At 62.3% G+C, this 24,027-nt stretch carries 19 protein-coding genes; 5 read left to right on the forward strand and 14 right to left on the reverse strand.

Annotation, left to right across the window (positions count from 1 at the left end; all coding sequences use genetic code 11):
* Nucleotides 1-25: 25 nt before the first annotated feature.
* Together H8K20_RS07395 and H8K20_RS07400 are read right to left on the reverse strand one after the other, a co-directional pair.
* A complete protein-coding gene (locus H8K20_RS07395) occupies nt 26-910 on the reverse strand; it encodes a GDSL-type esterase/lipase family protein (protein WP_186487954.1) in 885 nt (294 codons plus the stop codon).
* A 15-nt stretch (nt 911-925) separates the two neighbouring features.
* Nucleotides 926-2,278: an MBOAT family O-acyltransferase gene (locus H8K20_RS07400; protein ID WP_186487955.1), complete on the reverse strand. Its 1,353-nt coding sequence runs from the start codon at nt 2,276-2,278 to the stop codon at nt 926-928.
* Nucleotides 2,279-2,860: 582 nt separating this feature from the next.
* On the opposite strand from H8K20_RS07400, the gene H8K20_RS07405 reads away from it, so the two are divergent.
* From H8K20_RS07405 to H8K20_RS07415, 3 genes are read left to right on the forward strand one after another with little or no spacing between them, the layout of a single operon-like run.
* Entirely contained in the window at nt 2,861-3,091 is a 231-nt protein-coding gene (locus H8K20_RS07405; RefSeq protein WP_105205477.1) for an AbrB/MazE/SpoVT family DNA-binding domain-containing protein, read from the forward strand.
* A 1-nt stretch (nt 3,092) separates the two neighbouring features.
* Nucleotides 3,093-3,827: an ABC transporter ATP-binding protein gene (locus tag H8K20_RS07410; protein ID WP_186487956.1), complete on the forward strand. Its 735-nt coding sequence runs from the start codon at nt 3,093-3,095 to the stop codon at nt 3,825-3,827.
* The gene (locus H8K20_RS07415; RefSeq protein WP_243206196.1) at nt 3,824-4,555 is read left to right on the forward strand and encodes an ABC transporter permease; all 732 of its coding nucleotides are present in this window, start codon (nt 3,824-3,826) and stop codon (nt 4,553-4,555) included. Before H8K20_RS07410 ends, H8K20_RS07415 begins: the two co-directional genes overlap by 4 nt.
* A gap of 184 nt (nt 4,556-4,739) precedes the next feature.
* Here the strand turns inward: H8K20_RS07415 and H8K20_RS07420 are convergent, their stop codons facing one another.
* The 12 genes from H8K20_RS07420 to H8K20_RS07475 form a co-directional block, all read right to left on the reverse strand.
* Entirely contained in the window at nt 4,740-7,880 is a 3,141-nt protein-coding gene (locus H8K20_RS07420) for an SEL1-like repeat protein (protein ID WP_186487957.1), read from the reverse strand.
* 379 nt (nt 7,881-8,259) lie between these two features.
* The gene (locus H8K20_RS07425; protein ID WP_186487958.1) at nt 8,260-10,215 is read right to left on the reverse strand and encodes an FtsX-like permease family protein; all 1,956 of its coding nucleotides are present in this window, start codon (nt 10,213-10,215) and stop codon (nt 8,260-8,262) included.
* The gene (locus H8K20_RS07430; RefSeq protein WP_186487959.1) at nt 10,205-10,972 is read right to left on the reverse strand and encodes an ABC transporter ATP-binding protein; all 768 of its coding nucleotides are present in this window, start codon (nt 10,970-10,972) and stop codon (nt 10,205-10,207) included. The genes H8K20_RS07425 and H8K20_RS07430 overlap by 11 nt, the downstream gene beginning before the upstream one ends.
* 153 nt (nt 10,973-11,125) lie before the next feature.
* A complete protein-coding gene (locus H8K20_RS07435) occupies nt 11,126-12,103 on the reverse strand; it encodes a sensor histidine kinase (protein ID WP_186487960.1) in 978 nt (325 codons plus the stop codon).
* Entirely contained in the window at nt 12,100-12,711 is a 612-nt protein-coding gene (locus tag H8K20_RS07440; protein WP_186487961.1) for a winged helix-turn-helix domain-containing protein, read from the reverse strand. The genes H8K20_RS07435 and H8K20_RS07440 overlap by 4 nt, the downstream gene beginning before the upstream one ends.
* A gap of 129 nt (nt 12,712-12,840) precedes the next feature.
* Entirely contained in the window at nt 12,841-13,785 is a 945-nt protein-coding gene (locus H8K20_RS07445) for a hypothetical protein (RefSeq protein WP_105205470.1), read from the reverse strand.
* An 11-nt stretch (nt 13,786-13,796) separates the two neighbouring features.
* Nucleotides 13,797-14,456: a hypothetical protein gene (locus H8K20_RS07450; RefSeq protein ID WP_186487962.1), complete on the reverse strand. Its 660-nt coding sequence runs from the start codon at nt 14,454-14,456 to the stop codon at nt 13,797-13,799.
* A 3-nt stretch (nt 14,457-14,459) separates the two neighbouring features.
* On the reverse strand, nt 14,460-15,308 hold the full coding sequence (locus H8K20_RS07455) for an ATP-binding cassette domain-containing protein (protein ID WP_105205468.1): 849 nt from the start codon (nt 15,306-15,308) through the stop codon (nt 14,460-14,462).
* Nucleotides 15,305-17,362 carry a hypothetical protein gene (locus tag H8K20_RS07460; protein WP_186487963.1) on the reverse strand — a complete coding sequence of 686 codons (2,058 nt, stop codon included), beginning with the start codon at nt 17,360-17,362 and terminating at the stop codon, nt 15,305-15,307. Before H8K20_RS07460 ends, H8K20_RS07455 begins: the two co-directional genes overlap by 4 nt.
* 832 nt (nt 17,363-18,194) lie before the next feature.
* Complete coding sequence (locus tag H8K20_RS07465; RefSeq protein WP_105205466.1) at nt 18,195-19,364, reverse strand: SpoIIE family protein phosphatase; 1,170 nt, start codon at nt 19,362-19,364, stop codon at nt 18,195-18,197.
* Nucleotides 19,364-21,061: a [Fe-Fe] hydrogenase large subunit C-terminal domain-containing protein gene (locus H8K20_RS07470; protein WP_186487964.1), complete on the reverse strand. Its 1,698-nt coding sequence runs from the start codon at nt 21,059-21,061 to the stop codon at nt 19,364-19,366. Before H8K20_RS07470 ends, H8K20_RS07465 begins: the two co-directional genes overlap by 1 nt.
* Before the next feature lie 4 nt (nt 21,062-21,065).
* Nucleotides 21,066-21,320, reverse strand: a complete 255-nt coding sequence (locus H8K20_RS07475) for a (2Fe-2S) ferredoxin domain-containing protein (RefSeq protein WP_105205464.1) — start codon at nt 21,318-21,320, stop codon at nt 21,066-21,068.
* A 426-nt stretch (nt 21,321-21,746) separates the two neighbouring features.
* Between H8K20_RS07475 and H8K20_RS07480 the strand changes: the two genes are divergently transcribed.
* Nucleotides 21,747-22,010, forward strand: coding sequence for an NADH-quinone oxidoreductase subunit NuoE family protein (locus H8K20_RS07480; RefSeq protein WP_105205463.1), 264 nt, complete (start codon nt 21,747-21,749; stop codon nt 22,008-22,010).
* A 7-nt stretch (nt 22,011-22,017) separates the two neighbouring features.
* Complete coding sequence (locus H8K20_RS07485) at nt 22,018-23,496, forward strand: 4Fe-4S dicluster domain-containing protein (protein ID WP_105205462.1); 1,479 nt, start codon at nt 22,018-22,020, stop codon at nt 23,494-23,496.
* Nucleotides 23,497-24,027: the final 531 nt, after the last annotated feature.

Raw genomic sequence — 24,027 nt, forward strand, 5'->3', positions numbered from 1 at the left:
TATTTCGGCGCCGTCAGTCACAGCGCTACACGCCGTTTTTACACAGCCACTGGGCCCACACCTGGTAGATGGCGGCAAATGGGTGGGTGCCGTCGCCGGTCAGCTCGGGCCGCAAATAGCCCTCACCGTCGCAAAACTCGGGGTTTACGTCTAAATAAAACACCTGCTGCCCGTCGGCCAGCGCGGCGATATGGGCGTTCAGGTTCTCAATGTTGCTCGGGTGCAGCCACTGCACCCGCTGCACCTTTTCGCGGCTCACATGTAAGTTGCCGCACAAAAACACCTTGGCCGACGGCTGCAGCCGCCGCACCTCGCCCAGCAGCGCCTGATAGCGCTCCATCAGCCGGTCAAAGTCGTACCCCAGCTCGTTGATGCCCAGCATCAGGTACACCTTGCCGTATGTCCGCGCCGCCAGCAGGCTCAACAGGTCGGTGCGGCCGCCGGCGCTGTCCACGTAGCTCTGCTGCTCAAACACATTGAACACCGTCATGCCCGAGCCGCAAAAGTAGTCGGCCGCCCCCAGCCGCCCGTACTCCCACAGCCCCTCGGTGCGCGAGTCGCCGATAAACAGCGCGTCGTCAAAATAGCTGGGCTCCACCTGGTGAAACGGGCTGGGTGCCGGCTGCAGCTGGGAGCTGTCGCTGCCGGCGTCGCCCTCCTGCTGGGCCGGGCCCTGGCTGTCGGCGCCGCCCGGCGGTGGGGCCTTGGGGCCGCCGTTTTCGCCTGCCTTTCCCACCTGCAACAAGGTGGGGTCTTGCAGCAGCAAAAACGGCACCGCCACCGGCAATTTATCCTGCAGCTGGCCGGTGGCGCGGCAGACGGTCCTCTGCAACACCAGCCCGGTCAGGTTCACCGCCACCGCCGAGATGAGCAGGTAGCACAGCAGTGCTCGGGGGGATGATCGCCTCATCGATAGACCTCTTTTCTAAAAGCTAAAGTACATAAACGGGTCGTTGAGCCCCGCCGACAGGCAGTAACAGCAGGCCCAAAACACCACCAGCAAAAAGCCGGTGGCCAGCGGCGTGTGCCGCACCCGCCGCCACAGCCGGGCCGGGCCCGGCATACACAGGATGAGCCCGAGCACCAGCAGCAGGCCGTACTGGCCGCCGTAGCGCACAAAGTCGCTCCCGGCCAGCGCCGCCGCCGAAAACCCGCCCCACAGCCGCTGCGCGTATGCCCCCAGCTGGCCCAGATCAGGAATGGCAAACAGCATCCAGCTCAGCGGGATACACAGCGCCATATACAGGTGGCCCCACACCCGGCTGTGCTGCAGCCGCTCGTAGAGCCAGAGCTTTTCGGCCGCCAGCAGCAAAAACAAAAACAGTCCCCACAGCAAAAAGTTCACCGTCGAGCCGTGCCACATGCCGGTGAGCACCCACACCGCCAGCAGGTTGCATATCTGCCGCGGCCGCCCCCGGCGGCTGCCCCCCAGCGGGATGTACACATAGTCGCGAAACCAGCTGCTCAGGGTGATGTGCCAGCGCCGCCAAAAATCAGTCATCGACTTGGCCGCGTAGGGGTGCGCAAAGTTTTGGGGCAGCGACAGGCCCAGCATCTGCCCCAGCCCCACCGCCATGGTCGAGTAGCCGTGGAAGTCAAAATACAGCTGCAGCGAAAAGGCCACCAGCCCCATCCAGGCCAGCGGGCCGGATATGCTCTGGTACCCAATGGCCCCCAACTGACGCCACAGCCCGCCGATGCGGTCGGCCAGCAGCACCTTCATGCCCAGTCCCAAAATAAAGGTGCGCAGCCCGGTGTCCAGCTGACGCAGGTCCAGGCGCCGCCGCCCCAGCTGGGGGGCGATCTGCCCGTACGGCGTCAGCGGGCCGGATATCAGCTTGGGAAACATGCACTGAGCGGTAAAAAAGCGGCCCAGCGAGCGCTCGGCATCCACCTTGCCCCGGTACACGTCGAACAGATACCCCACCATCGAGAAGGTGTAAAAGCTCATGCCCAGCGGCAACCACACCGCCGTGCCGGTAAAGATACCGGCGTATTTAAAGCCCAGCAGGCAGCCCACCGGCACCGCCACGGCCATCCACAACAGCTGGCGGCGGTAGCGGGTGGCGGCCCCCAACAGGCGGCCGCCAAACCAGCACAGCCAACACAGCCCCAAAAACAGCGCTATGGCCCAGGGCCGCTGCCGCACCCCCAGCGCGTAAAATATCAAGCTGGCTGCCAGCAGCAGCCCGTCCTGGTACCGTCTGGGCAGCAGGTAGATGCCCGCCAGCACCACCGGCAAAAATAGAAATAAAAATGCAAGATCGCTAAAGGCCATATCGCCGTCCTCTTTTTCCTGTGCTGTTTACTCGGTTTTATTTTCTGTGTGCGGTCGGGCGGCGGCTGTCACCGGCCGGCCCTGTCTATTTAGACGGCTGGCCCCCCACAAAGGTCACGCCCGCCGGCAAAATTTTTTTGCGTGTACCAAGGTCGGCCAGTACCATCCCCGACCCCGCCATTTTCGGCCCACAGCACCGGCCCCAACCCTGCCCAAACCCTGCCCAAACCCTGCCTAAACCTGGCCCACACCCGGCTCCAACTCGGCCAGATCCAGTCCAAACGCAGTCCAGTTCCGGCCCCACACCCGCCCCAGATCAAGCCCCAGCCCGGCTCTCCATGCTGGTCCCAGACTGACCCCGGCACCGGCAGTATACCACCACCTGACCGCACAGTGCGGCACATTATGGCCCCGGTAACACGTTTCCCCGCCGGTGCCGTCTTTACTCTCCCATCGGCGGCGCCCGGTCACAAACCTGCCTCCACCGCTTGACATCCGCCGCCACTGTCGTATAATTAGTTATACAAGTTATACTTTTCTTACTTTGTATGACCTATTTTATTGTGCAGAGGAGGTATCTACATGGGTATCCAGGTCCCCAAAGGCAAATTCATCTCCACCGTCAAGGTGGGCGAAAAGGGGCAGATCGTCATCCCCAAAGGCGCCCGCGAGCTGTTTGACATAAAGCCCGGCGACACGCTGCTCCTGCTGGCCGACGTAGAGCAGGGCATCGCCATCGTCCGCAACGAGGACTATCTCAATTTTGCCGGCGCCATCTTCGAGGCCCAGCAGTCCCCACCCGAGGAGGCGTGATATGGAGGCTATAAAGACCGCGGCGCTCACCAAGCGCTACCGGCAGGCGCTGGCCGTAGACCGGCTGTCGCTCACCGTTTTTCCCGGCGAGCTGTTCTCGCTGCTGGGGGTCAACGGCGCCGGCAAGACCACCACCATCAAAATGCTCTGCGGTCTCACGGCACCCACCGGCGGCAATGCCTGGCTGCTGGGAGACAGCATCGTCGAGCACCCTCAGCGCGCCAAACAAAAGCTGGGCCTCTCCCCGCAGGAGACCGCTGTGGCCCCCAACCTGACGGTGGCCGAGAACCTGCAGATGATGGCCCGTATCTACGGCGCCGACAGCGCGCAGGCCGCCGCGCGCACCGGCGACATTCTCTGCCGCCTGTCGCTGCAGCCGGTGCAAAAAAGCCTCGCCAAAACGCTCTCGGGCGGCATGCAGCGGCGGCTGAGCATCGGTATGGCGCTCATCTCCGGCCCGCAGATCCTCTTTTTAGACGAGCCCACCCTGGGCCTCGACGTGCTGGCCCGCCGCCAGCTGTGGGCGCTCATCCAGTCGCTCAAGGGCAGCGTCACGGTGGTGCTCACCACCCACTACATGGAGGAGGCCCAAACTCTCTCCGACCGCATCGGCATCATGGCCGGCGGCCGTCTCACGGCAGTGGGCACCCCCGGCCAGCTGATGGCCCAGACCGGTACCACCCGTTTTGAAGACGCCTTTGTGGCCCTGGCCGCACCCGAGGAGGTGGCGATTTGAACGCCTTTGCCGCGCGCAACACCAAAGAGATGCTCCGCGATCCGCTAAATCTGGCCTTTGGCCTGGGCTTTCCGCTAGTGGTGCTGTTTTTGCTCTCGGCCATTCAGGCCAACGTGCCGGTAGAGCTGTTTGCTATCGAGCAGCTGGCGCCGGGCATTGTGGTGTTTGGCCTGTCGTTCGTGGCTCTGTTTTCCGGCACGCTCATCGCCAAAGACCGCAGCAGTTCCTTCCTGGTGCGGCTGCTGGCCTCGCCGCTTTCGGCCTCCTCTTTTATCGGCGGCTACACGCTGCCGCTGGTACCCATGGCCCTGGTACAGTGTGCCGTCTGCCTGGCGGCGTCGGTGCCGCTGGGGCTGTCTCTCAGCCCACGGCTGCTCATATTGCTGCTGCTCATGCTGCCCTGCTGCCTGCTGTTCATCGGCATCGGCCTGCTGTGCGGCAGCCTGCTGACCGACAAACAGGTGGGCGGGGTGTGCGGCGCGCTGCTCACCAACCTCTCGGCTTGGCTCAGCGGCACCTGGTTCGATCTGGACCTGGTGGGCGGCTGGTTTAAGAGCGCGGCCTATCTGCTGCCGTTCGCCCACGCCGTCGACATGGGCCGCGCCGCGCTGCGGGGCGATTACGCCGCCATCTGGCCCCACCTGGCGGTGGTGCTCTGCTGGGCGGTGGCGGTGCTGGCTGCCGCCATCTTCGCCTTTCACCACAAGCGCCGCAGCGACCGGCTGTAGCGCCCCGGCCAGTGTGGGGTCGCCCCCGCATCCCCAGCGCCACCGCCCCGGCCGCCTTGGCGCCGCCACCGCCCGGCGCTATCCCCCTCCGTACACATAAACGCAAAAGAAGAGACCGCCGCCGCGGTCTCTTCTTTCTATCTCTGTCCTTCTGCCGCGGCGCTGCCTGTGCGCGCCGACAGTCCTATGAGCGCCGAAACAGGCCGGCCAACTTTTGCAGGGCCGATCCGCCCAGCTCCTTTAGCTCCTTTTGGGCCTGTTTACTGCCCTGATCGGCCGCCTGCTGCAGCCAGTAGCGGGCTTTTTTGCGGCTGTCGCGCTCCGGCTTGTGATCCCGGTGCCACCGGCCCAGCCACAGCATGGCGCTGGCGCTGCCGCGCTGGGCCGCCTCGGTACACAGCTGGGCGGCGCGGCCCATATCCGCCGCCACGCCGATGCCCCGCTCATAGCACTGGGCCAGGTCCACCATAGCCGTCAGGTAGCCCTGCTGGGCCGCCTGCTGGTAATAGTCCACCGCCCGCGCGCCGTCGGTTTCCACGCCCCAGCCCTTGCGGTAGCAGTCGCCCAGCAGGTCCATGGCCCGGGGATAGCCCTGGGCGGCCGACCGCTCCAGCCAAGGCACCGCGCGCTCGGGCGACCGCTCACAGCCAATACCCACCAGGTAGCAGTAGCCCAAATTGCACTGGGCCGCCGCACGACCCAGCTCGGCAGCGCGGGTGTAGTATGCCACCGCCCGGGCGGCGTCCTCCTCTACGCCGTCGCCGTTTTCACAGCACAGCCCCAGCAGGTCCAGAGCCCGCGGGTGGTTCCTCTCGGCCGCCCGCTCCAAATAGGTCACCGCTTTTTTGGGTGCCGGCTTGCAGCCGATCCCCCTCAAATAGCAGTAGCCCAGGTTGCACAGTGCATCCAGGTTGCCGAGCTCGCTGGCTCGGGCGTACAGCTCCACCGCCCGCCGCTTGTCCATCTCTACCCCGGTGCCGTTTTCATAGCACAGCCCCAGATCGCACACCGCCACCGCGTAGTCCAGGTCGGCGGCCTGCCGGTAGTAGTCGGCCCCCCGCTGCTGGTCTACCGCCACCCCTTCGCCGTACAGGTAGCAGTCCCCCAGCAGGTCCATGGCCCGGGGGTGGCCCCGCTCTACCGCCCGCTCCAGCCATGGGATCGCCCGCTGCGGCTCCTTTTGGCAGCCGATACCGTTTAAGTAGCAAAAGGCCAGGTTACACTGGGCCCCGGCGTTGCCCATCTCGCCGGCGCGGGCATACAGCTCCACCGCCTTCTCTTTGTCCATCTCCACCCCGGTGCCGTTTTCGTAGCACAGCCCCAGGTCACACACCGCCGCCGCGTAGCCCAGGTCGGCGGCCTGCCGGTAGTAGTCGGCCCCCCGCGCCTCGTCGCGCTCCACGCCGGTGCCGTACAGGTAGCAATCCCCCAACAGGTACAGCGCCCGCGGGTGCCCCTGCTCGGCCGCCCGCTCCAGCCACACTACCGCCTCCTGCGGCTGCTCCTGGCAGCCGATACCGCTCAGGTAGCAGTAAGCCAGGTTGCACTGGGCCAGCACGTTGCCCATCTCGGCTGCCCGCCGGTACAGCTGCAGCGCCTTATCCTTGTCGGGTTCCACCCCGGTGCCGTACTCATAGCACAGCCCCAGGTCGCAGATGGCCACCGCGTAGTCCAGGTCGGCCGCCCGCTGGTAATAGTCGGCCGCCCGGCGCTCGTCTTTCTCCACCCCTTCACCGTGCAGGTAGCAGTCGCCCAGCAGGTCCAGCGCCCGCGGGTGCCCCTGCTCGGCGGCCTGCTCCAGTTCCGGCAGCGCCCGCGGGTAGTCCACCGCACAGCCGATGCCCTTTAAGTAGCAGTAGCCCAAATTGCACCGGGCGTCTAAGCTGCCCCGCTCGGCGGCGCGGGCGTACAGCTCCACCGCTCTGGCCTTGTCCATCTCTACCCCGGTGCCGTTTTCATAGCACAGCCCCAGGTCGCAGATGGCCGGGGCGTAGCCCAGCTCGGCGGCCTGCCGGTAGTAATCGGCCCCCCGCTCCCGGTCTCTCTCTACCCCGTCGCCGTAAAAATAGCAGTCGCCCAAAAGGCCCATGGCCCGCGGGTGCCCCTGCTCTATGGCCTTTTTCAGCCAGGGCAGCGCCTGTTTGGGGTCCCGCTGGCAGCCAATGCCCCGCAGGTAGCAGCACCCCAGGTTACACTGGGCGGTACTGTTGCCCAGCTCGGCCGAGCGCAGGTAGTAGCGCACCGCCTGTTCCCGGTCCTGCTCCACCCCGTTGCCCACCTCATAGCAGAGCCCCAGGTCGCAGAGCGCCGGCGCGTAGTCCTGCTCTGCCGCCTGCTCCAGCAGGGCGATCGTCCTTTTCAAGTCCACCTCTACGCCGGTCCCGTCCCGGTAGCAACAGGCCAGCAGCGACAGTGCCCGCGGGTAGTTCTGGTCGGCGGCCAGCTCCAGCCAGTACACCGCCTGCTCGCCGTCTACCGCACAGCCGATGCCCTCCATATAGCAAAAGCCCAGGTTGCACTGGGCCGATACAAAGCCCCGCTCCGCCGCCTGCCGGTAGTAGTGCACCGCTCTCACGGGGTCTTTTTCCACCCCGTCGCCGTTTTCGCAGCACAGCCCCAGGTCGCAGATGGCCGGCAGGTATCCCTGCTCCGCCACCCGCGCAAAAAGCGCCACCGCCTGCTGGGGGTCGCGCTCGGCGCCGCTGCCGCGCAGGTAACAGCTCCCCAGCAGGTCCAGCGCCCGCGGGTAGTCCTGTTCGGCCGCGGCCCTAAACCAGTACACGGCCTGCTGGGCGTCTTCCGGGCAGCCGATGCCGCACAGATAGCAGTAGCCCAGGTTACACTGGGCCGGGGCATAGTCCTGCTGGGCGGCGGTGCGATACCACTCTACCGCCGCGCCCAGGTCGCGGTCGCACCCCTTGCCGTACTCGTAGCACAGGCCCACCTCGCACTGGGCCGAGCAGCTGTCCTGGTCGGCCGCCTGCCGAAACAGGTCCAGCGCCCGCTGCTCGTCTCGCTCCACGCCGTGGCCCTCCTGGTAGCAGCGCCCCAGCGCCTCTATGGCCCGCAGGTCGCCGTCCTCGGCCGCCCGCGAAAACCAGTAAAAGGCGCGCTCGTAATCGGTCTCTACGCCGTCGCCGCCGGCATAGCGCCGCCCCAGATCGTACTGGACCGCCGTATCCCCCAGCTCAGCCTGCTCCAAAAGCGCCGCAAAGGCCTCTTTCGACTGCTTTACTTCCCGCGCCGCCCGCACGATGTTCTGGGCGTCTACCAGCACGATATTCTGCTCGTCAAAGCGGCTCCCCTCGCCGTACATCTCTTCCATCGCGTCACGACCTCCTGTCTCTTCTCTATAATAAAGACTGTAGCAGCAGCGGGGCCAAAAAGTCAATCGCTTAAGCCAGAAAAAGCAAAAAACCCGTCGAAACACCGAACATCTGCGCACGCCGCGCCGCTTTTCTACCGCTCGCGCCCCCGGCGCCCCGCTGCGCTCCAGCACACAGCCCCAGCCCGCCCGGCCGCTCGCGCCCGCCCGCTCGCCCCCCGGTATCCAGCATCCAGCACCCGGCGCCCCAGTACCGCCGCCTCTCCAAACACCGACGGGCCCACGCCGCCACTGCCACGCCGCGCGCTCCTATACTCCCCCCGGCGCCCCCATCCTCCCCATCAAAAAAGGGACCTCTCCAGCGAGGTCCCTTGGCCGCTCACTGTCTGGGCGGCAGAATATTCTTTTTGGCGATGAGGTAGGTGGCGGAAAAGTACAGGATATAGATGGCCGTCAGCACCAGCGCCACCGCCCCGGCGGTGCGGTAGACGATCCCCCGCTGCGCGGGATAGCCGCCCAGGCTCATGATCTTGCCGCAGATAGCCGCCACCGGCACGCTCATGCCCACCGGCAGCAAAAAGGGAAAGATGAAAAAGGAAAATATCTGTCCAAACAGCGTCTTTTGCTGCTGCCGCCGGCTGGCCCCCAGGCGAAAGAGGACCGCATACCGCTGCCGGTCCTGATCCAGCTCGGCCAGTACCTTCAGTGCCAGCATTGCCAGCCCCAGGCACACGAACACCACCGCCATGTAAAGCGCCCCCTCCACCAAGATCGCCGTGGTGCTGCCGCGCTCCATGCGGCTGTACTCCCGAATGCGGTAGTCGCAGCGCTCAAATTCGTAGATGCCGCTGCGGCTGGTATAGGTCAGCGCCTGGTGCAGGCCCCGGGCGTCGTACTTCTCCTGTTTTAGCTGTATGGCCGCGCAGTCGGCCAGCACCGGCAGCCCGGTCACCGCCGCGTCGGGCACCACCGCAAACGAAAAGATGTCCTGCAGCATGGGCAGCCGGTCGGTGGCCCCGGCAAAGCGGTAGGTCTTTCCCCCCAATACCAGCTCCACCGGCTGTAGCTCCCGCTCGCCTTTCTGGTATACTTCCGCGCCCAGGCACACATAAAACGCGTCTTCTGTCAGTGTCAGCGGCGGCTCCCCCAGCTCGGCCAGCAGCGCGTTAAACTGGCTCAGCGGCATCACACCGTCGTTTCGCTCCAGGTAATCGCTCTTTTGCAGCGCCCGGCCGCCGCTGTCGTACAGCTGGTAGGGCAGCACCTGCCGCACCTCTGCGTACCGGCCAATGATCTCCAGCGCCGCCTCCAGGTCGTAGGGCACCTGCTCGCCGGCGTCCAGGCTGGCGGCGATATCGAAGGGGTACTGCTGCTGCAGCGACAGCTGTTCGGCCACCTTCTGCATAAACGAGCTGTTGGCCCCGATCACCGCAAAGGTCATCAAAAAGGCCAGCGCCCCGGCCATCACGGCGCTGCTGCCCAGCTTGGCCGCCAGCTGCCGCAGCAAAAAGGTGCTGGTGCCGCGGCCGCCCCGGCGCTGGCCCCGCCGCAAAATGAGCTGGGTCAGGCTGCGGGCCGCCGCAATGTGAAAGAGCACCATCCCCGCCGCCAGCAGCGTCAAACTCACCACCATGCTGCCGGCCGGCTCGCCGCTGGCGGTCAACTCGTACTGCACCTGCCGGGTAAACGCCAAGCAGGCATACCCCATGGTCCCCAGCGCCGCCAGCGCCACCGCCAGCCATAAAAACGGGTGCCGCACCTCTTTGGCCACCACCTGGTCGCCGTGGATGAGCGCGCCGATGCGCACCCGCTTCAGGTACAGCGCCGAGGTCAGGGCCGACAGCGCAAAAATGCCGCCCACCAGCCCCACCGTCAGCCACAGCCCTCTGGCCGAGTAGCTGGCCAGAGCAAACGGCAGCTCCATCAAAGCCGAGAGCACCATCATCATTCCCTGGTATAAAAACAGGCCCAACAGCAGCCCCACCGCCAGCGCCGCCGCGCCCAGCAGCATGGTCTCGGTCACAAAAATGCGCAGGATGCTGCCCCGGGTCATGCCCAAAGTCAGGTAGGTGCCAAACTCCCGCTTGCGCAGCCGCAGCATAAACGAGGTGGCGTACCCCAGCACAAAGGCCACCACCAGCGCTATGCAGATCGATAGCACCAGCAGCCCGGTGCGCATCGAGTCCACCGTGCGGGCAAATTCCTGCAGCTGCGGGCTGTACAGCACGTTGTGCAGGCCAAACATCATGGCCACCGTCAGCGATACGGTGATAAAGTAGATCAGGTAGCTCCCCACCTGCCGCCGCACGTTGCGCAGTGCCAGCTTACCATACATCCCGCTCACCCCCCAGCGCCGCCATCACCGCCAAGATCTCCCGGTACATATCCCGCCGGTCGCGGCTGCCCCGGTCCACCTCGCTCCATATGCGGCCGTCTTTTAAAAACAGCACTCGCCGCGCGTACGAGCCCACTACCGCGTCGTGGGTCACCATCAAAATGGTCGAGTCCAGCTGCTCGTTCATCTGCACAAAGGTCTGCATCAGCCCCCGTGAGTTGGCCGAGTCCAGCGCCCCGGTGGGCTCGTCAGCCAAGATCAGCGCCGGCCCGGCGATCAGTGCTCTGGCGCAGGCCACCCGCTGCCGCTGCCCGCCCGAAAGCTTCCGCGGGTACTTGTCCAGCTGGTCCTGTATGCCCAGCGTCTGGGCCACCCGCCGCAGTTCCCGGCGCATCTCGGCGCGGCCGGTCCGGCGCAGCTCCAGCGGCAAGGTGATGTTCTCCCCCACCTTCAGGGTGTCCAGCAGGTTATACTCCTGAAACACAAAGCCCAGCTGGTCGCGGCGAAAGTCGGCCAGCTGCCGCTCGCGCATCTCGGCGATGTTCTGCCCCGCCACCCAAATATCGCCCGAACTGGGCTGCTCGATGGTGGCGATCACATTCAGCAGCGTGCTCTTGCCCGAACCCGAGGCCCCCATAATGGCGGTGAAGTCCCCCCGCTGCACCGAGAGCGAAATACCGTCCAGCGCTTTGGTGACCACGCTGCCGCTGCCAAAATACTTGGTGACCTGCCGCACCTCTAACAGTTGTCGATCCATAAAAGTCAGCTCCTCTGTAGGTATCTTCGGGGCCACGGCGGCGCTGCTGGCGCCGTGCGCTCTAAACGGCCGCCCTAAAAAAGGCCCCCCATCTCGCTGACCACTATACCACGAGACGAAGAGACCTGTTCTAACGCCAGTCGGCGCCTTCCCTTACAGTTTTGTCAGGTTGCTGTAGGTGATGCGCACCGACGTTCCTTCCCCCAGGCGGGAGGATACCGTCAGCTGCATATCCGATTGCCGGCACAGCTGGTCGGCGATGTACAGCCCCATGCCGGTGCTGCCGCCCAGCGCCCGTCCGGCGCGGCCGGTAAAGCCGCGCTCGGTCACCCGCCGCAGCTCGTAGTCGGCAATGCCCGGCCCGTTATCGCGCACCGTAACGGTGCCCGCTGCCGCCGTCAGCGCCACCTTTCCCCCCGGGCAGTACTTGGCGCAGTTGACGAGCAGCTGCCCCAGCACAAAAGTCAGCTGTTTGTCGTCGCCGTGGGCGGTAAAATCGCCCTGCACCGTCACGCTGATGCCGGCGGCGATCAGCAGCTCCATCTGGCTCTTCACCGCCTCTCCCATCACCGCCGCCACCGAAAAGGGGCGCACCACCCGGTCCCGGTCGGCGCTGCGCAGCCGGGCGTAATACAGAATGCTCTCGGTCAGGTTGTCCGCCCGCCGCAGTTCCCGCCGCAGCTTGTCCCGGTCACCGCCGTTGGCCAAGATCAGCGAGCAGGCCGTCAGCGGGGTCTTCATCTCGTGCACCCAGCTCTCCACATACTGGCAGTAGTCCTCTTTTTCTCTCTGGGCCGCCTGTACCCGGTCGATGGCCGACCGCGACACGGCGCGCATCACCCGGTAGTACTGCCGCTGCACCGCCCCGGTCGGCGGCGGCAGCAGCTCCCCCAGTAAATAGGCGTCCTCCAGCCCCTGTTTTAGCTGCTGTAACTGCAACAGCTGGCGGCATGCCGCGCAAAAGCTGCCCGCCAGCCAGCACAGCACTACCAGCAAAAAGCAGCCCTCAGCCGCCGCCAGCAGCGCGATCTCCGCCCCGCCAAACAGCAAAAACACCGCCAGCAGCAGCCCACCGATGCCCAAAAAGCACAGCGTCACCCCCTGCGAGCGCACGTACTCCCCAAAGCTCATAGCCGGTACCCCACGCCCCGCACCGTGCGGATGTAGTCGCCCGCCCCCAGCTGGCGCAGCTTGTCCCGCAGCCGGGCGATGTTCACATACAAGGTACTCTCGTCGATATACAGGCTGTTTTGCCACAGGTCCTCGATGATCTCCTGCCGGGTGCACAGCTCTTTTTGCATCAGACAGGCCAAAATGCGGGTCTCATTTTTGGTCAGCTCCCGGCTGGCGCCGCCAAAATATACCGTCATGCTGGCCAGGTCCAGCGTCAGCTGCCGCACCGTCAACACCGTGCCCGGGCGCCGGTGCAGCAGCCGGGCAATGCGCGCCAGCAGCACCGACGAGTTGTACGGCTTGCGGATATAGTCGTCCGCCCCCACACCAAAGCCCAGCAGCTCGTCCTCCGGCGACACCCGCGCCGTCAAAAAGATCACCGGCACGTCCGAGTGCTGGCGCAGCCGCCGGCAGATCGTGAGCCCGCTCTCCCCCGGCAAGCTCACGTCCAGCAGCGCCAAGTCGCAGGGCTCCTCCTCCACCGGCAGGTAGCCGCTGACAGTCAGCAGCGCACACAGCTCCTCTTTAATGGTCCGGTCGTCCTCGATCACCAGTATCCGCTCCACCGCGCACACCTCCTAAAAACAGTCACCTCTACTATACCACCCCGCCCCCGCTCCTGCCTAGTGCCGCTCCCCACCTGCCCCCTGTAAAAAAATACCGGCGCCGCCCCATCAGGCCGCACCGGTATCCGCCTATTTGTTCATCAGCTCCGCCGGCCATATCCCCAAATGGGCATAGGCATTTTCATAGCCCGCGTTGATCTGTTTCTGGCTCTCTGTGGCGTTTATCTGCTCAATGGCTGGCGCCAGCTGCTCCTCCACCTGCTCGCAGGCCAGCCCCCGCAGCTGCTCCATGTCCGGGCAGTCTATCCCCAGCTGCTGCGCCCGCAGCACCGTGTAGCACACCCGCGCCCACTCCAGTATCTCCAGCCGCTGCGCCACCGTCAGGTCTGCCAGCACATATACCTGGGCCCTGTCCAGCGTATACTGCTCCCACATTCCCTGCCCATCATCCGGCAGCTCGATCTGGGCCTCTTTCAGCGCCTCCAGCGCCCGGTTTTCCAGCGTCTCAAAGGGCAGGTTCAGCACCTGTTCCCGGTAAAACTGCCGCTGCCCCTCATATCCAAGCCTCGCCGCCTCCTGGCACAGCTCCTGGCGAAAATAGGTGTGGTCGCTCTTCGCCGTATACCACTTGATGGGCTGCTGCTCGTAACAGGCAGACGATAAAGTATGGTAGGACTGGTCCCAGTACGGCTGCATATCCCAATCTTTCATCTCCGGCTCTTTAAACAGCATATAGCTGTGGGTCCAGTACCACGTCCGTAAATAGGTGCTCTTCGCGTCTTCCCGGTGAAGCACCGACAGATCCTCCGCCATTAAATACTCTTCCCGTGCATATAGACCTGCCGCACCCCGCTCAGCGTAGTAGTAATACTCCTCGCTGTCCTCCGCAAACGAAAAGCCCAGCTCCCGCATCTGCTCCTGCGCCAGCGTCTTGCCCTCCGAGAGCTTGTACGTGGTCTTTTTGTCCCCCATATACACCGTGAGCACCGCCCCCACCGCCACCGCGAAGATCACCAGCAACAGCAGCAGCCACTTGCGGTATTTCCCATACCAAAACTCCCGCAGCATCTCCACGTCCGCTCACCTCACTTCACATAGCGCCGGTTCAAAAATACGCCCAGCCCCAACAATATGGCCGCCCACAGCAAAAAAGGCGTGTAATTGGTCGGGAGCGGCTGGGTACCGTCAATACGCATCTCCGAAAACAGGTCGAACAGTGCCCCATCAGACCACATAAAAGCCCCCAGCAAATGGTAGATCACCACTGCCATCGCCGCAAACAGGGTAGATTTTGCCAAATACATCAGCCCGTACATGGTACAGCTGTACACCAGCAAAATGATACACAGCCGGCCAAACTCCTGCCACAGTCCCGGCAAAATAAACTGGTAGCCAAAAAGCAGCAGCGCCGCCATCAAGACGATGTGCAGATGTACCGCCAGCAGATCGATCAGCCTCGTCTTTTTTACCCCGTCATAGGCGTACAGCAGTTCGCAGGCGGGGTTGTCCACAAACTCGTAAAAGAGCAGCACCAAATACCACACCAGCGCCATGGGAATATACCGCTCAAAATCGTTGTACACGCCCGGCCGCATATAATCATATACGTCCGGCGTAAGACCGGAAGATTGTATATACCGCCAGGTGAGCAGCGGTATCAGGCCAAATAGCAGCACCCAGGGCACAAAGTACTTCCAGCCCATGTTGCGAAACTGCCGCAGCAGCAACCGCGCTCTCGCCGCCATCGCTCACATCCCCTTCGTTATGCACAGGTACCCGTCTTCGATGTTGGGCGGCACCAAAACGCCTGCCGGCTGGGGCACAGTGCTCAGTATGCGTATATAGTCGGTACCTTCCCGCTCAAAGCGGTTGCCCAGAAAAGCTCCCGGGCTCAAAAGCGCCTGCTTTTCCACCGGTATCTCGTAGACCTTTTTCTCCGCCACCGCTTTCAGTTGCTGGCGGGTGCCCGTAAACGCCACCTTGCCGGCCATCATCACCACCACCTGGTCGCACAGCGCATCCACATCGTCCACGATATGCGTCGAGATGATCACCGTGTGGTCCCGGCGGATATCCGCCACGATATTTTTAAAGCGCATCCGCTCCTCCGGGTCCAGCCCCGCCGTGGGCTCGTCGAAGATCAGCACATCCGGGTCCCCCAGCAGCGTCTGCGCGATGCCCAGCCGCCGCAGCATTCCGCCGGAGAGAGCGCCCACCTTGCGGTCTTTCAGCTCGCTCAGGTTGGTCCGCGCCAGGCAGCGCTCCGTCTCCTGCCGCACCTGTGCCATTGGCATTTTTTTCATGGTGCCGATATACGCCATCACTCCCTGCACCGTCAGCTCGTAAAACATGCCGAAGCGCTGGGGCAGGTAGCCGGCATTCTGCGCCAGATCATTGCTCTTGCGCAGGCTCTTTCCATCGTAAAAAACATCGCCCGACTGAATGGGGTACAGCCCCAGCAGCGTGCGCAGCAGGGTGGTCTTGCCCGCGCCGTTGGGTCCCAGCAAGCCGTAGATCCCGCTGTCAAAGGTCACCTCCACCGCGTCCAGCGCCGTCTTTATCCCAAAGCGCTTTTTCAGTCCCTTTACCTCGATCATGCCGGTCCCTCCTCTACGAGCTGTTTTAAAAACTCCGCCGCTGGCCGCTGGTCGCTGCGGTCGCGCAAAAATTCGTACACCGCCCGGCTCACCGCCTGGTCTCCCCACCTCTCAGCTGCCTGGTAAAGGTACACCGTCTCCTCCCTGCCGCTGATCGTGTCGGGGTTTTGCCGTATGTCCTTCAGTGCGCTGCGGGCGCTCCTGTTAAAAATGCTCTTATCCGACAAATACGATACCGTAAAGGTACTGCGCAAAAGCGGATAATCATCCGTCATCTTGTCCTGCAGCTCGCCGGCCAACAGATACGCCGCCATCTTTTCCGGAGAGAGCGACCATATCTCCAGCAACACATGGTCGGCAAAGCTGGCTACCGTCTCATTTCCCACCGTCATACTACTGCTGCTATACCAGCAAAACACCGTCTTTTCCGCCAGCCTCTGTGGGGTTTGTCCCACCTGCTCGCACAGCCGGTCATACTGCGCCCGTGCCTGGCCCATGGGCAGCTGCGCGTCCACCCGCGTGTTCTCGTACCCGTATGTCATCGTGTACAAAAACCGCTGCGAAATGGGGTAGACCACCTGAATACCGTCGATCTCTTTTTTTTCCACCAGCCCCCCCAGCAGCGAGGGGCCCTCCGCCACGCCGTAAAAATGGCCGTCCTCACCCGGCAGGTTGCAGTACAGCGCCTCCGGCCCGCCCTGTATGGTAATGTCAAAAAAGCGCTCTCCCTCCGGGCAGGTATTGATATATTCCATCCCTCTCTCCCGCAGCACCAGCGGCCGGTACCCCGCCATGGGGTAGTACGGGAAGAACGCCGGCAGCTTCACTGCCTGGCGGTTGCTGTAAAACTTGCCGCTGTACCCTCGGTAGCAGATGGTCACCGCCGACAGCGGCTGCTCGGTCTCTATATCCAAATAGTCGCTCTCCCGGTAAAACGGCAGCGCCCGCCCCGTCTCGTCGCGCACTTCTGTCACCGTAAAGCCCCGGTACAACGTAAAGCGGTAGCACTCTTCGCTGCGGCCCTCGGTGCCCGCCAGTGCCATGGTCACCTCCGCCTCCAGCTGGTTATCTAGCCGCAGCCGCATCTGGTAGTCGGTCACCGCAAAACTTTCCGGCTCGTCTTTTATAAAGCCCTTGTTATACTCGTAGTAAGAAGACCCCGAAAAGGTCGTGTCCTCGTCTCTCCCGCGCAGGTTGTTTTCGCCCATATACATCACGCAGCCGCCCTGGGCATAGGTCAAAAGGCCCCACCCCGCCAGCACCGCGCACACCGCTGCCGCTGGCAGCCAGCGCAGCCGCAGCAGGTGCCGCCACAGCATGTACACCAGCAGCGCCGCCAGCGCCAGCAACAGCCAAAACACCATCCGCCCCCACCGCTCCGGTTCGTTGGCAAAGCCGTATACCGGCTCAAACATCTCCAGGGTCAGGGGGTATTTCAGCTCAAACAGATCTCCCAAGTTGATGATCGGCAGCTTTTCGTTAGAGAGGGAGGAGAGTATCTGCTGCAAAAACGGCGTAAACAGCATACAGCAGCCAAACAGCAGGCTGTACCCGGTAATGCGCCGCTGAAACTGGGCTACCAAACACCCCAGCACACAGGCAAAAAAGCCCACCAAAAAAATGTCCAGAAAAAACACCGCCGCAACATGCCGGGCCATCACGCCGCTGTACAAAATACCCTCCCGGCCCATCGCCGCCAGGCCAAAGCCCAAAAAGTCTAAAAACACCAGCCCCACCGCCAGCGCCATCACCGCCAGGCCGCTCAGCAGCTGTCTGGCGCGGCCGCCGGGCAGGCTCTGTAAAAATTCTCCCGCCCCCGTATCGTTTATCTTAAAAAAGAACTCGTAGCTCATAAACAAAAAGGCCACGAACACCGCCACCTGGGGGGCCAGCATCTTGGTCACACAGCGGATGGTGTCCACATAGCGGGTCATGATCTGGGCGTTGTTTAAAGTAAAAAGCACCAGCACCGTTCCCAGCTCCAGCACCGTCACCGCACTGCCACAAAATATCTGTATGTTTTTCTTCAGCAGCCGCATACCCCACACCCCCATGTTCTCCCAGTCTCCTATTACAGGTAAAGGCGAGCTCCCGCCCGCCTTTACCCACTCTAAGGTCTATACCGTTTTATCACGCTGTAATTGTTACTATTCCATATACCGGGTAGTTGGCATTGCGCTCCGCATGGGCGCGCCATTGTCCACTACCCTGATAGTATCTGGAGAAGTTTTCACCAGCCCAGGCAGTTCCTGTATCTGTATACCCATTGTTTGTACTATAACCATAATATCTCATTTTACCGGACTGTGGAGAGTTACTGCCCGACACCGTTGCTGCACCATAACTGCCATTTGTCAAACGAGTATAAGCCGAAGTTCCATTTACCGATGCCGAATACGACTCCGCTGCCGCCGGCACTACGACCACCAGAAACATACCCACTGCACAGAGCAGCGCCAAAAACCGTTTATAATGTCCTCCTTTTCTCTTTTTAGAAAAGTTCTAAACATCCAGGTTTCTCTGCGTGCGCTCGATTAGCTTACACAGCTGCTATTCAGTTCTCTCATTGTGCAAGCTCCTTACAATATTCATTGGACTTACACTTTCCCTTATATTGTATATATTTTACTAGATTTCTTACAATTTGTAAAGTAATTCTATGTAAATATTTATAATAGTATTCACTGATCACTTTTTTGAGATAAATCACAAATATCCCCAAAATCACATGATCCTATATATCGTATCGTCTCATTTCCAGTAATATCTCACCATCATCGCCCTGAAAAGTAGCCGTCAACAATGCCCGGCAGGCCAAACGACCCGCCGGGCATCTCACTGCTCTATTTTTTTAGTACCGTGTCTCTTCGTACACTGCTACAGTCACTAAAAATACTCCACCGTCACCCGCTTGCCGGTCTTTTGCAGCTCGGCGGCCAGCTCTTTGATCAAGTTGAGCTTCAGCCCCAAGCTCACCGGCATGCCCGGGTTCTGGTGCGCCTCGTTGAGCGCCTGCCCCACCAGAAAATGCACCTCGGTGCAGTCCTCCAAAAGCAGGCGGGTAATGCGGGTGGCGCCGTCTTTTTTGCGGTAGTTGACCACCTCGTTGCCGCCGTCCACCTCGTTCATCTGGCGGATATTCTCCAGTGCCTTGCGCAGCGTCAGCACACCCTCGGTCACCAGGTCCACCCCCGGTATCTGCGCCGTGGGGGGCAGGGCCGGGTTCTCATAGTCCAAAAGCACCTTCACCTCGCGCCCAGTCACCCGGCTCACGATCTGGCTGGTGGTGCCGCCGCACACCACCTTCAGGCCCTTGGCGTACATCAGCTTGTTGACCACCGTCTGGTCTAAATCGGGGTTTACCGGCGGGCCCACCATCACCGTGGCCACCTTGCTCTCCCGCAGTCGCAGCGCGCACACGGTGGAGTCGTCGCCGGGCTTGTTCATGTACAGCGTGTTTACCGTCGACACCACTTTTTTGGCCATCACCCGGGGGGAGATGTCCTTTTCCATGGCCTCCTCGATAAATTTGACGATGTTGTCGTACTGCCACCCCAGGTCCAAAAGCGAGCCCACCCCGGCGTGCACCACCCCGTCAGAAAAGGTAATGAGCATATCGTCTACCTGGGCGCGAAACTTCGAGACGTAGATCTTCTTGCCGTCTACCTCCACCTCGCCGCGGGGTATGTCCATGCGCTTGCCGTCGCGGAAGTAGATGAGCATGGGGTTATCGAATTCGGCGGTGGTGATGCCGCCGTCGTTTTCCACCCGCACGATGGTAAAGGTGGAGTAGGCCAGCCCCCGCTCCGAGCACTTGGGCAGCGTCGAGGCGATGGTCTCCACCGACTCGGTCAAACTCGCCCCCTCCGACATCATGGTCACAATGATCTTGGCCGTCAGCGTCGAGAGGATGTTGGCCTTCACCCCGCTGCCCAGCCCGTCGGCCAGCACCAGGTAAAAGCCCTTGTCGTCGCGGGTCATTTCCACCGTGTCGCCGCAGAGCTCCTCGCCGTAGTGGTTGATGCTCTCGTAAGCGGCGTCTGCAAAAATGCTCATTACAAGTCCTCCCGCTCCATCGACTTTTTCAGGCTGGTCAGCGCCACCTTGGTCTCGGCAGTGGTCTCGCCCAGCAAACTGGCGATCTCCTGGGCCACCCGCATCTGCTTGTCGATGACCTTCTGGGCAGTGTCCACCGTCTGCATGCGCATCTCTTCCAGCCGCTCTTTGTTCTTGTAATCCTCGGTCATATCCTTTAAGAACACCACGTACATCTGGCTCTCGGGGATGTGTACCACCGTCTCCTCCACCGTCAGGTCGCCGGCAAACTGCACGCCGCGCTTCATGGCCGGCTTGCCGCTCTCCCGGGCCGTGTCAAAGGTGTCGTCGCCGTAAAACTCGGGCATCACTTCGCCCACCGCCTGGCTGCGCTCCATGCCCAGCATCGCTTCCGCCGCCGGGTTGATGTCCAGTATCTCCATGTCCGCGCTCAGGGCGATGGTCCCGTTGGGCGAGTGCTGCAGCACCGCCGCCGAGGTGTTCTCCGCCTTCTCGCGCAAAAACGGCAGGCACATGTTCACATCGGCTTTGCCCTGAAATACGGCGATGGCCTTCTGCCGGCAGGTGTCGTACCCGCAGCCGCCGCAGTTGAGCTCCTGGCTGGGGTCGTTCTTGCCGATCTGCGACAAGATCGCCCGGATCTGCTCCTCGGTGGGCAGCGGCAGCGCCTTGGGGGCCGAGCGGTACACCCGGTCGTGCAGAATCTCACAGCTGGCGCTGGGCGCCGGCCGCTCGTCGCGGGGCTTGCGGGCGTCGTCGATGAACATCCGCCCCTTAAAGCTCGACTTCTTCTCCGACCGCATCACCGGCCCGCCCATGCAGGCGCCGGCGCACATGTTGGCCTCGACGAACAGGCCGGTGGGCCGCTCTTTCTCCATCCAGTCAAACAGCTCCATGCAGTTTTCGATCCCGTCCACGCACACCTTTTTGTATCTGCCGTAGCTCGCCGGCTCGATGGTCTTTAAAATGCCGCTGGGCTTGGGGTACAGCCGGCTCTCGGTATGTAAGGTGCCCAGCGCCTGCTCGTCGATCACGTCGTGGGGCACGTTCTCGATGAGCGCCCGCAGCGCCTGAAAGCTCAACGCGTAATCCACGTCGCCGCCGGCCAGAGGGTCCTGCGCCTCGGCCTTTTTAGCCAGGCAGGGGCCGATGAACACCACGTGGATGTTCTGGCCGTATTTTTGTTTCATCATCTTGGCGTGGGCCATCATGGGCGAGTAGCTGGGCGCCAGCTGCGAGGTGAGCGCCGGGTAGTGCCGCTCGATCATCATCACCACCGAGGGGCAGGCGGTGGTGATGATGTTCTCCATTTTGCCCTCCAGCAGGTGCTGCTCATAGCTGCGAGAGGTCTCGTAGGCCCCTACCGCCGTCTCCTCTACCCCGGCAAAGCCCACCGCTTTCAGGGCGGCCGAGATCTGCTCAAAGGTCATGTCCTCAAAAAATCCCTTGTACGACGGGGCGATGGTCGCATATACCGGCTCGCTGCCGGCGAGCAGTTCCAGCACCTTGGGGCGGTGGTCTTTGGTAAAGCGGGCGTTTTGCGGGCACACCTCCACACAGGTGCCGCACAAAACGCATTGGTCCTCTATGATCTGCACCCGGCCGTTTTGAAAGCTGATGGCCTTGATGGGGCAGTGGCGGATGCACTTATAACAGTTCTGGCATCCCTCTTCATTTAACTTGATGATGCTGCTCATGGGGCTAGTCCTCCTCTATCTTGGGCAGTACGTGCTCGTAAAAAACATCGGCGGCGTTGGCAAAGCCCACGTGTTCGATGGGCTCGCCGTCCACCGCCATCGAGATGCCGGTCAGGCAGCGCCCCATGCAAAACGAGGCCTTCAGTGCCACCTTGTTTTCCAGCCCCCGCTCCTTGATGATCTGCTGAAAGGTCTGTATCACCTGGTACGAACCCTTCATGTGGCAACTGCTGCCCACACATACCGTCACTTCTACCATGGAATCGTCTCCTTTATCTGCAAATATGCAGCGCATTCTCTCACTGCCGCAGCGCGCCCATCCGGCGCTCACTCGGGTGCTGTCGGCCGCCAAACTGGACCGGCCGCCTGGGTCGCAGCTGTCCTGGCGTCGGGTCCGGCGGGTGCTCCCCATACCGGTCCCACTATATTATAATGCATTTGCCCGCCGCAAAACACCCCCAACCGCCCACTGCCGGCACCTAAAAATTTTCTCCTAAACTGTCGAAGAATACTATTGATTTCTGGCTGTAGCACATAGTATAATAAATAGGATTGTTAACGAATTGACAAGACCGCCCTTCTCACAACCAGAGCACCCAATTTCAGCACGGCCGCTACCCACCGCCATTTTTTGGCGCGCGGCCACCGGGGGCGAAAAAAATCTGCGTAAACAGGAGTGATCGCTTTGAAGTCCATCAAAGTAACGGTATGTGTCTGCACCCACTGCATCATGAACGGCGCCATGGATATCATCGAGAGCGTCGAGAGCCTGAAGAAACTCAAGTACGAGATCCGCCACAACGCCAAGATCGGCGTCGACACCGAGGTGCTGCACACCGAGCACGATCACACCGCCTCCTGTCCCGTGGTCAAGATCGACGGCGAGGTCATCGAGAGAGCCACCAACGAGCAAGTCATGTCCAAAATTCTGTCAATTATAAGGAAGTGAGCCATCTGTGAGAGGTATCTATACGCCCGTCACCAAAATCCGCCGTCAGGTCTTCTCCGAGATCGCCCGCCTCGCTTTCGAGGGCTGGGACCACGACAAGGTAGAGGAGCTGCCCTACAAGATCATCACTGGCGAGGTGCCCCAGTACCGCGACAGCATCTTTAAAGAGCGCGCCATCGTCGGCGAGCGCATCCGTCTGGCCATGGGCCTGCCGCTGCGCGACGTCAACGAGAACGCCCCCGTATCCAAGGGGCTCGACGACGACATGCTCATCAACCAGACCTACGAGATGCCGCTGGTCAATGTCATTCCTTTCGCCTGCAACGCCTGCGACGAGACCAGCTTCATGGTCACCGACAACTGCCGCCACTGCCTGGCTCACCCCTGCGTGTCGGTCTGCCCGGTGGGGGCCATCAGCTTCCAGAGCGACCGCACCGTCATCGACAAAGAAAAGTGTCTCAAGTGCGGCCGCTGCCGCGACGCCTGCCCCTACAGCGCCATCGTCAAGTACGAGCGCCCCTGCGCCGCCGCCTGCGGCGTAAACGCCATCGGCAGCGACCACCTGGGCCGCGCCAAGATCGACCCCGAGAAATGCGTGGCCTGCGGCCAGTGCATCGTCAGCTGTCCCTTCGGCGCCATCTCCGACAAGTCGCAGCTGTTCCAGCTGGCCTGCGCCCTCAAAAATGGCGAGAACATCATCGCCGAGGTGGCCCCCGCCTTTGTCGGCCAGTTCGGCCCCGCCGCCACCCCCGAAAAGGTCAAGGCGGCCCTGAAAGAGGTCGGCTTTGCCGACGTGGTCGAGGTGGCTGTCGGCGCCGATATCGGCACCCTAGAAGAGGCGCACCACTACGCCAAAGAGGTCTCTACCGGCGAGGCCCGCTTCCTGGCCACTTCCTGCTGCCCGGCCTGGTCGGTCATGGCCAAAAACACCTTCCCCGAGATCGGCGAGTACATGTCGCAGGCGCTCACCCCCATGGTGGCCACCGCCCGCGAGATCAAGAAAAAAGACGAGAAGGCCAAGGTCTGCTTCATCGGCCCCTGCTCAGCCAAAAAGCTCGAGGCCATGCGCCGCTCTATCCGCAGCGACGTCGACTACGTCATCACCTTCGAGGAGCTGATGGGCATCTTCGTGGCCAAAGGCACCGACTTTGGCCAGATCGAGGGCCTGCCCATGTGCGACGCCGCCGAGGAGGGCCGCGGCTACGGCGTGTCCGGCGGCGTGGCTCAGGCCATCGCCAGCGCGGTGCACAAGCTCTATCCCCATGTCGATGTAAAGATGGATAAAGCTGAGGGACTACAAAACTGCAAAAAGATGTTGGCGCTGGCCAAGGCCGGCAAGCGCGAGGGCTACCTGCTGGAGGGCATGGCCTGCGTGGGCGGCTGCGTCGCCGGCGCCGGCACCCTGCAGCCCATTAACAAAGCCACCGTGGCGGTCAACAAGTTTAAGACCCAGTCCCCCATCGAGCTGGTCCCCGACAAAAAATGATCTGTACCCCTGCCTGGCTATCTCACCGCGTCGAGCACCCGCTCGGCGCGGTGTTTTTTTGCCCACGCCGCCCTACCCGGCCCACCGCTCACTTTTCCGGGTCAGCCGCCCGGCGGTGCACCGCCACCATTCTCGCCGCCCCCTCCGTCTCCGCCGCCGGTCTCCCACCCGCGCAAGCCCTGTTTTCCCGCCCTGTGCACAGAGCACTACCCTCAGTAGCCAGTACATAGTGTACAGTACACAGTACACTGCATACTGTACACCGTACCGCGCACATATTCCCCGGGCCACCTGCCCCCGCTGCCCGATAGTACGCACGCACAACCGGTATCACCGGCGGTGCACCGCCACCATTCTCGCCGCCCCCTCTGTCGCCGCCGGTCTCCCACCTGCACAAGCCCTGTTTTCCCGCCCTGTGCGCAGAGCACTACCCTCAGTAACCAGTACATAGTGTACAGTACACAGTACACAGTACACAGTACACTGCATTCTGTACACCGTACCGCGCACATATTCCCCGGGCCACCTGCC

The sequence above is a fragment of the Neobittarella massiliensis (ex Bilen et al. 2018) genome (genome assembly GCF_014269355.1).
Lineage (GTDB): Bacteria > Bacillota > Clostridia > Oscillospirales > Ruminococcaceae > Neobittarella > Neobittarella massiliensis.